At 72.6% G+C, this 12801-nt stretch carries 11 protein-coding genes; 4 read left to right on the top strand and 7 right to left on the bottom strand.

The window, feature by feature from the left end:
• Positions 1-221: 221 nt before the first annotated feature.
• From hisF to hisD, 6 genes are all read right to left on the bottom strand, one after another.
• Positions 222-986 carry an imidazole glycerol phosphate synthase subunit HisF gene (hisF, locus tag AC08OX_RS00885; RefSeq protein WP_476606039.1) on the bottom strand — a complete coding sequence of 255 codons (765 nt, stop codon included), beginning with the start codon at positions 984-986 and terminating at the stop codon, positions 222-224.
• Positions 983-1750: a bifunctional 1-(5-phosphoribosyl)-5-((5-phosphoribosylamino)methylideneamino)imidazole-4-carboxamide isomerase/phosphoribosylanthranilate isomerase PriA gene (gene priA / locus AC08OX_RS00880; RefSeq protein ID WP_476606038.1), complete on the bottom strand. Its 768-nt coding sequence runs from the start codon at positions 1748-1750 to the stop codon at positions 983-985. Before priA ends, hisF begins: the two co-directional genes overlap by 4 nt.
• A gap of 124 nt (positions 1751-1874) precedes the next feature.
• Positions 1875-2507, bottom strand: a complete 633-nt coding sequence (hisH, locus tag AC08OX_RS00875) for an imidazole glycerol phosphate synthase subunit HisH (protein WP_476606037.1) — start codon at positions 2505-2507, stop codon at positions 1875-1877.
• Entirely contained in the window at positions 2504-3091 is a 588-nt protein-coding gene (hisB, locus tag AC08OX_RS00870; RefSeq protein ID WP_011437410.1) for an imidazoleglycerol-phosphate dehydratase HisB, read from the bottom strand. Before hisB ends, hisH begins: the two co-directional genes overlap by 4 nt.
• 45 nt (positions 3092-3136) lie before the next feature.
• Positions 3137-4330, bottom strand: coding sequence for a histidinol-phosphate transaminase (locus tag AC08OX_RS00865; RefSeq protein ID WP_476606036.1), 1194 nt, complete (start codon positions 4328-4330; stop codon positions 3137-3139).
• Positions 4327-5622 carry a histidinol dehydrogenase gene (hisD, locus tag AC08OX_RS00860; RefSeq protein ID WP_476606035.1) on the bottom strand — a complete coding sequence of 432 codons (1296 nt, stop codon included), beginning with the start codon at positions 5620-5622 and terminating at the stop codon, positions 4327-4329. The genes AC08OX_RS00865 and hisD overlap by 4 nt, the downstream gene beginning before the upstream one ends.
• A gap of 70 nt (positions 5623-5692) precedes the next feature.
• Between hisD and AC08OX_RS00855 the strand changes: the two genes are divergently transcribed.
• The 4 genes from AC08OX_RS00855 (at position 5693) to AC08OX_RS00840 (ending at position 11007) form a co-directional block, all read left to right on the top strand.
• Positions 5693-7516: a bis-aminopropyl spermidine synthase family protein gene (locus AC08OX_RS00855; protein ID WP_476606034.1), complete on the top strand. Its 1824-nt coding sequence runs from the start codon at positions 5693-5695 to the stop codon at positions 7514-7516.
• Positions 7517-7608: 92 nt separating this feature from the next.
• On the top strand, positions 7609-8406 hold the full coding sequence (locus AC08OX_RS00850; protein WP_476606033.1) for a response regulator transcription factor: 798 nt from the start codon (positions 7609-7611) through the stop codon (positions 8404-8406).
• 13 nt (positions 8407-8419) lie between these two features.
• The gene (locus tag AC08OX_RS00845) at positions 8420-10135 is read left to right on the top strand and encodes a sensor histidine kinase (protein ID WP_476606032.1); all 1716 of its coding nucleotides are present in this window, start codon (positions 8420-8422) and stop codon (positions 10133-10135) included.
• Positions 10136-10575: 440 nt separating this feature from the next.
• Entirely contained in the window at positions 10576-11007 is a 432-nt protein-coding gene (locus tag AC08OX_RS00840) for an RrF2 family transcriptional regulator (RefSeq protein ID WP_476606031.1), read from the top strand.
• 244 nt (positions 11008-11251) lie between these two features.
• Here AC08OX_RS00840 and tnpC read toward each other — a convergent pair whose 3' ends face one another.
• Complete coding sequence (gene tnpC / locus AC08OX_RS00835) at positions 11252-12691, bottom strand: IS66 family transposase (RefSeq protein ID WP_476606066.1); 1440 nt, start codon at positions 12689-12691, stop codon at positions 11252-11254.
• Positions 12692-12801: the final 110 nt, after the last annotated feature.

Raw genomic sequence — 12801 nt, 5'->3', positions numbered from 1 at the left:
GCTGCTCGCGCCCGGCGCCGCAACGGTGCCGGGCGACGGGCCGTCCGCCGGTCCCGTCCCGACCGACCCCCCGCCGCCCAGGACCGGCGCAGGCGCTGGTACACGCCGCGCATCGCGATCAGATCCCGGCGCGGACCGCGCTGGACGATCCGTCCGGCGTCCACGACGACGACGTCCTGTGCCGCCTCGGCCGTCGGCGCCCCGCCGGCGGACGCGCCTGGTCAGCGCACGGGTACACCCGCGCCGCGCAGCACCGTCTTCACCTCGCCGATGCGCAGCTGCCCGAAGTGGAACACGCTCGCCGCGAGCACCGCGTCCGCGCCCGCGTCGATCGCCGGCGCGAAGTGAGCCAGGTCGCCGGCCCCGCCGCTGGCGATCACCGGGACGTCGACCTCGGCACGCACCGCGCAGATCATCTCCAGGTCGTAGCCGTCCCGTGTGCCGTCGGCATCCATCGAGTTGAGCAGGATCTCCCCGGCGCCGAGCTCGACCACCCGCGCCGTCCAGGCCACCGCGTCGATGCCGGTGCCCTTGCGGCCGCCGTGCGTCGTGACCTCGAAGCGCGGACCGTCGGGACCGGGTGAGCGCCGGGCGTCCACCGAGATGACGATGCACTGGTTACCGAACCGGTGGGCGCACTCGCGCACCAGCTCGGGCCGGGCCACCGCCGCCGTGTTGATGCCGACCTTGTCGGCCCCCGCCCGCAGCAGGCGGTTCACGTCGTCGACCGAGCGGACCCCGCCACCCACGGTCAGCGGGATGAACACCTGTTCGGCGGTCCGCCGCACGATGTCGTAGGTGGTCTCCCGATCGCCGCTGGACGCGGTGATGTCGAGGAACGTCAGCTCGTCGGCACCCTCGGCGTCGTAGAGGCGCGCCATCTCGACCGGGTCGCCGGCGTCGCGCAGGTCCGTGAAGTTCACGCCCTTCACGACCCGGCCGGCGTCGACGTCAAGGCAGGGAATCACCCGAACCGCGACACTCATCGACCCACCGCACCCGCACATCCGTTTCCGATATTCCCGATATTCCCGATATTCCCGGCAACGGCCAGGGCCTCGGGCAACGTGAAGGCGCCGGCGTAGAGCGCCTTGCCGATGATCGCGCCCTCCACTCCGGGCACCACGGCGATCGCGGTGAGGTCGTCGAGCGTGGCCACGCCGCCGCTGGCGACCACCGGCCGGCTGGTGGCCGCGGTCACGGAGCGCAGGAGCTCGACGTTCGGCCCGGTGAGCGTGCCGTCCCGGCGCACATCCGTCACCACGTACCGGGCGCAGCCGTCGGCGTCGAGGCGGGCGAGCACATCGAACAGCTCGCCACCGTCCCGCGTCCAGCCCCGGGCCGACAGTGTGGTCCCCCGGACGTCGAGACCGACCGCGATACGGTCACCGACCCGGTCGATGGCCCGGCGGACCCAGTCGGGATCCTCGAGCGCAGCCGTGCCGATGTTGACCCGGGCCGCGCCGGTGGCCAGCGCCGCGTCAAGCGATGCGTCGTCGCGGATGCCGCCGGAGAGCTCGACGGCCACGTCCACCGCGCGTACCACCTCGGCGATGAGCTCCCGATTCGACCCCCGGCCGAAGGCAGCGTCGAGATCGACCAGGTGGATCCACTCGGCGCCGTCGCGCTGCCAGGTCAGCGCCGCCTCCCGCGGGTCGCCGTACGAGGTCTCGGAACCGGCCTCGCCCTGGACGAGTCGGACGGCCCTGCCGTCGGCCACGTCCACGGCGGGCAGCAGAGTAAGCGTCACATCGGCCACCCTACGGTCCGGCGGGGCGCTGGAGCCGCCCTAATTACAGGACATCCGCATTACAGGACATCCGCCCTCGCGTTCACGCTCACTCAGACCAGGGCTCACTCAGACCAGGGCTCGCTCAGAACAGGCTGCCGAGCCAGTTCGCCAGCAGATGCGCTCCGGCATCCCCGGACTTCTCCGGGTGGAACTGGGTCGCGGCGAGCGCACCCCGTTCGACGGCGGCGGCGAACGGCTCGCCGTGCTCCCCCACGGTGTCCCCGGCGGCCGGATCGGCCTTCGCCGCGTACGAGTGGACAAAGTAGAACCGCGTGCCCGCGGGCAGTCCGGCGAACAGGATCGATCCGGCGGGCGGCGCCACAGTGTTCCAGCCCATGTGCGGCAGGATGTCGGCGGCGAGCCGGCGGACCTCGCCAGGGATCACGCCGAGCCCGACCGTCCGCACCCCGTGCTCGTCACCGAGCTCGTACAGCACCTGCATCCCGACGCAGATCCCGAGCACGGGCCGTCCCGCCGCTACCCGCTCCCGCACCACGGGCGCGGCGCCCACGGCGTCGATGCCTGCCATACAGGCCGCATAGGCGCCCACGCCCGGTACGACCAGGCCCGCCGCGCCGCGGGCCATGTCAAGATCCGCGGTCACCGTCACGTCGGCGCCGACTCGGGCGAGCGCGCGCTCGGCCGACCGCAGGTTTCCCGAGCCGTAGTCCAGGACGACCACCCGGGGACGCCGGCCGGGTCCGTCTCCGGTCACAGCACACCTTTCGTGGAGGGTATCCCGGCGACGCGGGCGTCGAGCGCCACCGCGTCGCGCAGAGCCCGCGCGACCGCCTTGAACTGGGCCTCGACCACGTGATGGGCGTTGCGGCCGGACAGCACCCGCACGTGCAGCGCGAGCCGGGCGGACGCGGTGATCGACTCGAAGATGTGCCGGGTCAGCGTTGTGTCGTAAGTTCCGATCATCCCAACGAGATCCGGTTCGACGTGCACGCAGTACGGCCGGCCGGACAGGTCGACGGCGGCTTGGGCGAGCGCCTCGTCCAGCGGGACGGTGGCATCCCCGAACCGGCGGATACCCGCCTTGTCGCCGAGCGCCTCGCGCAGGGCGGACCCGAAGGCGATCGAGGTGTCCTCGACGGTGTGGTGGGCGTCGATGTGCAGATCCCCCCGGGTACGCACGGTGAGGTCGAACCCGCCGTGCTTGCCGAGCTGGGACAGCATGTGGTCGAAGAACGGGACGCCGGTGTCCGACGAGGAGATTCCCGTCCCGTCGAGGTCGAGCTCGACCAGGACGTCCGACTCCAACGTCTTGCGTTCGATTCGCGCGGTGCGTGCCATCGGGGGCTTCCTCGGTCTCTGTAGATCTCAGGCCGGGCCAGGGGCTCAGGCGGTGGCGAGGCTGATGACACCGTCCGCGCCGATGACGCTGCCGGTGAGAGTTCTGCCCAGCGCCCCGAGAAACGCGTCCACCTCGTTCGGCAGCCCGGCGGTGACCCGCAGCCAGCCGGTCAGACCGACATCGCGGACCAGCACTCCCGCGTCCAACAGGCTCTGCCACACCGCCCGCTGATCGGCGAACCGGCCGAAGAACACGAAGTTGGCGTCGCTCGGAGCCAGCCGCAGACCGAGCGCAGGCAACTCCCGGACGATGCGGTCGCGCTGGGCCTTGACCGCCTCCACCGTGCCGAGCAGCTCGTCGGCGTGCGCGAGCGCTGTGCGCGCGACGGCCTGGGTGAAGCTGGACAGGTGGTAGGGCAGCCGCACCAGGTACAGCGAGTCCACCACGGCGGGGTGCGCGGCAAGGTAGCCTACCCGGGCACCGGCCAGCGCGAACGCCTTGCTCATTGTCCGGGTGACGACGAGCCGCGGATGACGGGGCAGCAGCGTCAGCGTGCTGGGCACGCCGGCCCGGCGGAACTCGGCGTAGGCCTCGTCGACGACGACCATGCCGCTGCCGGTGGCCTCCACCGCCTCACAGGCGGCGACGACGACCTCGGGCGGCAGGGCCGTGCCCGTCGGATTGTTCGGTGAGCAGAGGAAGACCAGGGCGGGTCGGTGCCGGGCGATCGCGTCGGCGACCACGGCCGGGGAGAGCGTGAAGTCCTCCGCTCGCTGCCCGGCCACCCACTCGGTGGCGGTGGCCAGCGCGATGAGGCGGTGCATCGAGTAGGACGGCTCGAACCCGAGCGCCACCCGACCGGGCCCGCCGAACGCCTGGAGGAGCTGCTGGAGGATCTCGTTGGAGCCGTTGGCGGCCCAGACCTGACTGGTGTGCACGCCGAAGCCGGCATCGGGTGTCAGGTAGTAGGCGAGGTCGGCACGCAGCGCCTCGGCGTCCCGGTCGGGATAGCGGTTCGCCTCGGTGGCGGCGAGGGCCGCGGCCTTGCCGATGGCGTCGACCAGCCCGACCGACGGCGGGTGCGGGTTCTCGTTGGTGTTGAGCCGCACCGGCACGTCGAGCTGCGGAGCGCCGTAGGGCGAGAGCCCGCGCAGGCTGTCGCGCAGCGGCAGGCCGTCAGCGTCCCACGGGCGCCACGGCCGGTCCCCGGCACCGCTCCCGGCCGCCTTGAATATCATCGGAGTCGAACCTCCACCGCGTCGACGTGAGCTGTGAGGTCCTCCGCCCCGCCGAGCGCTACGATACGCGGGGCGACGGCGGCGAGCCCCTCCCGCGTGCACTCGACCACCTGGACCTGACGTTGGAAGGCGGTGACCGCCAGACCGCTGGAATGCCGGGCGGTGCCGCCGGTGGGCAGGACGTGGTTGGACCCGGCCAGGTAGTCGCCGAGCGGGACGGGAGCGTAGTCGCCGACGAAGACCGCTCCGGCGTGGCGCACCCGGGCGGCGACCGCGGCGGCGTCCGCGGTGTGGATCTCCAGATGCTCGGCGGCCCAGCCGTCCGCCACCGCGAGACCCGCGTCGACGTCCGCGACGAGCGCGACCGCCCCCTGGCCGGCGAGCGACTCCGCCACCCGCTCCCGGTGGCGGGTGACGGGCACCTGCTTGCCGAGCTCGACGTCGACCGCGTCGGCGAGTTCCACCGACGGGGTGATCAGCAGGCAGGCGGCCATCGGATCGTGCTCGGCCTGGGCGATGAGGTCGGCGGCGACGAAGGCCGGATCCGCGGTGGCGTCGGCGAGGATCGCGACCTCGGTCGGGCCCGCCTCGGCGTCCACCCCGACGACCCCACGCAGCAGGCGCTTGGCCGCCGTGACATAGACGTTGCCGGGCCCGGTGATCACATCGACCGGCGGGCAGCTCGTGGTCCCGTAGGCGGCCATCGCCACGGCCTGGGCTCCGCCTGCCGCGTAGACCTCCTCGACACCGAGCAGCGCGCAGGCGGCGAGGATCACCGGATGCGGCAGCCCGCCGTTGTCCTTCTGCGGCGGGGAGAAGACCGCGAGCGAGCCGACCCCGGCCTCCTGGGCGGGCACGACGTTCATCACGACGCTGCTGGGGTAGGCGACCCGCCCGCCCGGCACGTACAGGCCGACCCGCTCCACCGGCACCCAGCGCTGCGTCACCGTGGTGCCGGGCGCGACCTCGATCGCCAGCGGCTCCCGCAGCTGCGCACGGTGCACCAGCCGAGTCCGGCGGATCGCCTCGGTCAGCGCGTCGCGCACGGCCGGATCCAGGGCATCCGCGGCGGCGGCGAGAACCTGGGCGGGCACCCGCAGGCTCGGCGGGCGGACCCCGTCGAACCGCTCCGCGGCGGCGAGGACGGCCGCGTCGCCGCGGTCCCGCACGTCCGCACAGACCGGCCGGACCGCATCGACGGCGACGTCGACGTCGACGTCGGCCCGCGGCAGTAGCCGTCGGATCTCGGCTGCGGCAGGCACCGCGCCACGCAGATCAAGCCTTCTGAGCACGACAAGAGATTAGCTGGCCTCGGCGGGACCGGTAGAATCGTGTGTCCGCCGCAGGTGCGACGCTGGTTGCGTGTCCCCTCCACATACCCTGTCAGGACCGGATCACCCGGGCCGGGCGCCGGGTCCAGCCGAATCCGGCGAGTCGTTGGCGACCCTGCTGGCGGGCTACCGGGTGCATGCCCGGGCGCCTCGCGCGGCGGTGGCGGCGCTGACCGAGCAGCCACGCACCCTGCGCCAACTGGTCCAGAGTTCGGGCCTGCCCCGACGGAGCGTGGAGGAGATCCTCGCCAGCCTCGGCGACGATCTGCGGACCGGCCCCGACGGGCGTCACGTGCTGCGCCCCGCGTCGATCGACCGCTACCGCGGCCTGATCCGCTATGACGAGCTGAGCGGACAGACCCCGCTCGATCCCCTCGCCGCCGTGATCGCCCGCCACGGTCCGCTGGTCACGACCATGCATGATCTCATCGCTGCCGCGCCCCGACCGCGGGCCGACCTCGACCACGTACCCGCGACGGCGACGACCGTCGTGCGCCGGGCCGTCTGGCTGCAGACACGTTACGACCTGCGCGGCGCGCATCTGCTGTGCATAGGTGATCATGATCTCACCTCGCTGGCGGCGGTCTCGTTGATCGACGGGCTCACCGTGACCGTCGTCGACATCGACGACGAGCTGCTCGCCTACCTGGACAGCTCGGCCCGGTCGTTGGGCGTCCGGCTGCGGTGCCTCTACGCCGACCTGCGCTTCGGCCTGCCGCCGGCGGTGGTGGGCACGGCCGATCTGGCGTTCACCGATCCGCCCTACACCCCGGAGGGCGTGGCGCTGTTCACCGGGCGCGGCGCGCAGGGTCTCGCGGACCGCGAACATGGTCGCGTCCTGCTGGCCTACGGGTTCAGCGACCGGGTACCGACGCTGGGTTGGAAGGTGCAGCGGGCACTGATCGATCAGGGCTTCGTGTTCGAGGCCGTCTGGCCAGGCTTCCACGTCTACGAGGGCGCGGAGGCGGTGGGCGCCAGAGCCGACATGTACGTCTGCCAGCCGACCCCGGCCACCTGGAAGCAGCTGGACCGCTCGGCCACGGCGGCCACGGCGGCCACAACCGCGACGGCCGCCATCTACACCCGGGGCCGGCAGTCCACGCAGAGTCGGCCGACGCGCCTGACCGCCCCGGTCCTCGACGCGGTGGCCGCCTTTCTCGCCACCGGCCCGGCGGGTCGCGCCGTGTTCGTTGGCGAGCGGCGGGAGGTCGACGCGGTCCACGTGCGTCTCGCGACCGTGTTCGACCAGGGGCTGCCCACGTTCGCCTCGACCGGCCCCGGCGCCTCAACCGAGGACGGAACGGTCAGCGTGGCCACCGACCTGTCGGACGATCCGGGCCCCTGGCTGACCAGGCTCCTCCTGGCGGTCAACGCGGACCGGCTCGCCGTCGTCGTCTCCTCCGATCATCCCGATCTGGGCGTCCGCCGCCGGCGGGCCCAGGATGACCCGCTGCGGCAGCTGCGGGCGAAGTGGACCGCCACCCCCGCCCGGGACCTCGGGGACCTGCGGCTCGTGACGTTCACGGCCGTCGGCCCGGCGGCGCTCGCCCCCGCCGACCGGCTCGCCCGGTGGCTGCTGGACCGCCCGCACGGCAAGATCGGCAACGTCTGGCGGGACGGGCTCATCCGGATCGTCCGGGAGGATTCGGGGCGCACGCTCTCCCAGCGCGACGCCCGGGCCGCCGTGACCCGGGCCGCGCGCGATCCCGACCTGCTGGCCGCCCGGCTGATCGATCTTCCCCGGCACGCCCTCGGGGGAATCCTCGCCGCGGTGTCGTCCGGCGACACGCTGCTGGCCGAGCCGGTGAGACCGGGCTGGATCCGGCAAAATTGGCAGACGCTGCGAAACGAGTAGATATGACGGAATCGGAGCTGGCGACGGCGGAATCGCGGTGGCACCCGCGGGGCCGGCGGCCGGACGCGCCCGGTGCCGCCTACTGTCGTGCTATGGCGACGCTTGCAGGCAACGGCTCCCGAGCACACGCATCAGACCTGCAGCGGTATCCCGATCCCGCCGGCGCCCGGGTGCTGGTGGTCGAGGACGACGACGGCCTCGGTACCCAGCTCGTGCGCGGTCTGGACCGGGCCGGCTACACCGCCGACCGGGTGCGGACCGGGGAGGCCGCGCTCGCCCGGGTCGAGGGCGTGTCCCCGCCCGATCTCGTGCTCCTGGACCTGGGACTGCCCGACATCGACGGCGCGGAGGTGTGCCGGCGCATCCGCGAGCGCGGGGACACCCCCGTGATCGTGGTGACGGCTCGGGGGGACGAGGCGGACCGGGTCGAGGCCTTGGACCTCGGTTCCGACGACTACCTGGTCAAACCATTCGGATTCGCCGAACTGCTGGCCCGGATACGGGCGGTGCGGCGGCGCGCCGCCCGGGCCACCGGTGAGAGCTCCGACGTGGTCCGACACGGACCGCTCGTCCTCGACCAGCGCAGCCGGCGGATCTCCGTCGACGGCCGTCCGGTCCAGGTGACGGCGCGGGAGTACGATCTGCTGGCCTTCCTGGCCTGCGATCCCGGCCGGGTCCGGACCCGACGGGAGATCTTCACCGCTGTCTGGGGCGACTGGTTCGGCTCATCGAAGGTCCTCGACGTACACATCGGCGCGATCCGCCGCAAGCTCGGGATTCCCGAACTGATCGAAACGGTGTACGGGGTCGGCTTCCGCCTGGGCGGGCCGCCGGCGCCCGGCGCCGATCCGACCCCCGGTGACCGGAGCGCGCCACCCCTCGGCCGATGACCCGGCACATCCAATGACCCGGCGCATCCTGGCCGCCCAGCTCGCGCTCACGACGGCGCTGCTTGTCGGCCTGTGCGTCCCGATGGGGCTCGACGCCACCCGTCACGACCGGGCGCTGTTCGGCCTGCGGCTCACGGCCGCGATGCAGGCCTACTGCGCCGAGGTGAAGTGGCGGCGGCTGTCCGCCGGCGCGGCCCCGCTGCCCGCCCCCGTACGCGACAGTACGGCCGTGCCACCGGACGAGCTCCGGCTGTTCGACCCGAACGGTACGCCCGTGGCCGACACCGGTGACGACATCCCGATCATGGCCTGGGATCTGGATCGGGCCCGCCGGGAGAACGTGGTCATCAACCCGAACGCGGCCAATCGACACCGGATGATCCTTATTGCTCCGGTGTCCAACGCGCAGGGCCTGGTCGGCATCCTGGCCGTCGCGCGCAGCGATGCCGGGCTGCGCGCCTCGATCATCCACCGATGGACGATGATCGCCCTCGCGGGCGTCCTGGTCGCGCTGGCCGCATTGGGGATCTCGATGCTGCTGGCCCGCTGGGTGGGCCGGCCGCTGCGCCGGCTCGAGCAGGCAGCGACCGAACTCGGTGCCGGTGATCTCACGATCCGGGCCAGAGCCGTCGGTGGCCCGCCCGAGGCACGCAAACTTGCCACGACGTTCGACGCGATGGCGGGACGGCTCCAGTTGCTGGTCGACAGCCAGCGCCGGTTCCTCGCCGACGTCTCCCACCAGATCCGCACCCCGCTGACGGCGATGCGCCTGCGCCTAGAGCTGCTGCAACAGGACGTGGACGCGGACACCACCGACGAGGTCGCGGGCACCCTGGTCGAGGTACACCGGCTCTCCCGGATGGTCGACGGGCTGCTGGCGGTCTCCCGGGCCGAGCATGCACCGATCCCGACCCAGCCGATCCCCCTCGCGGTCGCCGCCGAGGAACGATGCCTGATCTGGCGACCGGTCGCAGCCGCCGCCGGAGTGACGCTGACCTGCGACGTCGACGCGGACCAGGTCGTCCAGTGCACCCCGGGGCATCTGGAGCAGATCCTCGACAATCTCCTCAGCAACACGCTGGAGGCCACCCCGTCCGGCAGCCGGGTCAGCGTCACGTCCGGGACGAACCCACCGGCCCAGCCACGCCCGGTGGGCGCCGGAGGCACCGCGGAGGCGGGCCTCGGGACGGGGAGCACCGCGTACGAATTGGACGAGATGAACGTCACCGGGCCGCAGAGCACCATGACGGCGGAAAGCATGACGCGGCTCACGGTCGCCGACAGCGGACGCGGCATGAGCGCCGAGCAGCGGGCCGCCGCCTTCCGCCGGTTCAGCTCCAACCTCAGTGCCGACCAGCGAGAAGCCGACCAGCGAGGAGAGGTGCCCGGCCGGGCCGATCGGCGCGGGAACGGCCTCGGGCTCGCCATCGTGCATGCCCTGACGACCGCCGACGGCGGGACGGTCACTCTGGCCGAGAGTGACAACGGGGGTCTGTGCGTCGTCCTCGACCTGCCCCGGACACATCCAGACCGACGGCCGACGGCCGCCCGGCCGGCACCCGCGCAGAGATCCGTGGACGCGGCGGGCGGCACCTGCATCGCGGCCGCGCCGGGTTCCGGGGGCACGGACGGCCCGGGCCCCCGGCGGACATCGGCCACCATCCACGAACTACTGGAAGTAGTGGATTACGTCACGACAGATTATGCCATGGCCGACGACAGGCCGTGACGACCGGACAACGGCTTCACCGGACTCCCGATTCACTAGATGATCTTTACTGGTTCTTTCCGAGCCGAGGAGCGGTCCGTAACCACAATGCGCCCCGGGCCAGTTATTTTCGAACTGAGCCACCAGGGATGGAGTTCCACTGATCATGGCAAAAAGTCCGGCACAGAAGATTCGTGAAGTCGCGACAACCGGCGTCGGCACGCTTCGCCGCGGACACCCGTACAGGCTCCCCCGGCCGGGGGTCCGCGGTCGCCATGAGGAGACCGGCACCGGCCCAGTGCCGGCCAGTGCCGGCGCGGTGTCACACTCCGGCCGCGCTCCCGCCGAGGTCTGACCTCGGCAGGCGGCACCCGTGGGACGCAGGTGCTGTCGGGACAATCTTCTACGAAGAGTAGAAGGCAAGATGGTCGAGTGACCGTCACCTCGACAGGCGCGCTCCCATGCACCTGACCCAGTCGACCGACCTGGCGCTGCGGGCACTTATGCTCACGGCCACCCGGGAGGATCGCCTCACCGTCCGCGACCTCTCGAAAGCCCTCGATGTTCCGCTCACCCACATGGCGAAGATCGTGCAACGCCTCCAGCGGCTCGACCTCGTGGTCACCGTGCGCGGGCGCACCGGCGGGGTACTGCTCGCCCCGGGCGCGACGCAGGTCACCGTCGGGCACATCGTCCGTGCCCTCGAGGGCACGGACGAGTTCGTCTCCTGCGACGGTCCCCCGTGCCCCCTGCGATGCGCCTGCCGACTGCGCCCCCTCCTGCGGCAAGCCCAGGAGAACTTCCTGGTCACGCTCGACGAGGTGACCCTCGCCGAGCTCACCGACGAACCCGCCGGTGAGCTCCTGCGCTCCCTCGCGCCACCGGTCCGCTGACACCCGGCCCCGCCCGCCACGAACCACCCTGGAACTATCCGGGGCTGGACCAGCGGACCCCGCCGTTCCGTCGGACCTGCGGGATAGAATCGCCTGGAACGCAGGCCGGTTACGGGAGGGATCCCCCCACAACGTAGCTGTTCAGCTCGGGTGAGAGGCCCTGCGCTTGTGTTTGCGCAGGCCGGGGTGGCCGTCGGCGGGTATCGGGTGTGCTGTCCGCGGGCGGCTCGGTGGGGCGGGGTCGTCAGCCGGGTTGGGCGGCGGGTGGGAGCCAGGGGCCGGTGGTGAACAGGTCGACGAGGACGTCGAGGGTGCTTAGGCCCCATTTGGTGGCGGTCGACAGGTAGGACTGGACGACGGCGAAGTCGGCGAGGCCGGTGAGGGTGCGCCAGGCGCCGCCGGAGGTGTTCTGCTGGACCTTGACGGGCCTGGCGGCCTCCTCGGCCAGGTTGTTCGTGAACGGCACCGCGAGGTCGACGACGAAGCGCAGGATCATGTCCTCGTGGCGGCGCATCCGTCCTATCAGGGTGCGGGCGTCCTTCGTCAGGGGGCTGCGCCTGCCGGCGTTGTCGGCCTCGCCGCGGGCGAGCGCGCCGAGGTAGTGGTTGCGGATCCGGGCGACGGTTGTGGGGTCGAGGGCGGCCTGGCCGGCCTGGCGGGCGGCGCGGGCGGCGTGGTGGGCGTCGAGCAGGGTGGTGGCCATCGCGTCGGCCCAGACCTGGCCGTCGGGGTCGCCGTCGTGGACGGCGCGCAGGTCGCGCAGGGTGTGGGCACCACACCAGGCGTGCAGCGCGCCGGTCAGGTGGGTGTAGCCGGCGTAGCCGTCGCGCATCAGGGTGCCGGTGAAGGCGGGCCAGACGCCGCCGGCGTCGATCGCCTGCGCGGTGCGGTCCCCGGTGTGCATCACGGTGAGGTACTCGGTGCAGGCGACGTGCACATAGCGCAGCCCGCCCGCGGCGCGGGCGGTCGTCTCGTCGGCGTGCGCGACCGGCGCGGCGGCGATCAACGCCCGCACCCGGGGCAGGAACGTGGTCTCGAGCAGGCGGGCGGACCGGCCGCGTACCGAGGCGACCCAGCCGACGGAGACGACGGCGCCGAGCAGAGCGGCCAGGACCGCGCCGGCCCGGCGGACCGGCAGGTGGTGCGCGCACACCAGCCACGCCGCCCGCCCGAGTAGCCGCGGGCCCCAGACGAGTCGGCCGGTCAGCGGCACCGGCGCGGTCCCGGCGGTCGTCGCCGCGCAGCACGGGCAGGTCCGCGCCACGACCCGGTACTCGGTCACGTGCGGCCGGGGCGGGGCCGGTGGAGCGTCGAACACCTGGTGGCGCCTCGTGGCGAACACCGGCGCCCCGGCCAGCGAGGCGCCACAGCCCCCGCAGCACGGCGGGTCGATCGTGAACATCTCGTCCGGGTCGTCGACCATCATCCGGGTCTGCCCGGGCACCCCTGGCTGCTTGCCCCGCGGCCGGCCCGACGACCGCGCCGGCGCCTTCGTGTACGGGTCGTCCGACGACGGCAGCCGCGACGAGTTCTGGCTGTTCTTCCCCGCCTGGCGCTCCAGCTCGGCGACCCGCCCGCCCAGCTGCTCGATCAGTTCGGTGGCCGCCGCGAGCCGCTCGGCCATCCCCGCGATCTGCCTGTCCTGGGCCGCGATCGTGGCGTCCCGGTCCGCGAGCAGGCGCACGAGACCCTCGTACGTCGGCCGGCCACCAGACTCCACACCCGCGACGCTAGCGGATCACCACCCACCGCCACGCGATCACACGAACGATCACCACACAAGATCCGGAAGAC

The organism is Frankia sp. CoBUL1 (assembly GCF_978021245.1).
The sequence above is the reverse complement of the archived record's forward strand: the minus strand, read 5'-3'. Positions and strand labels throughout refer to the sequence as shown.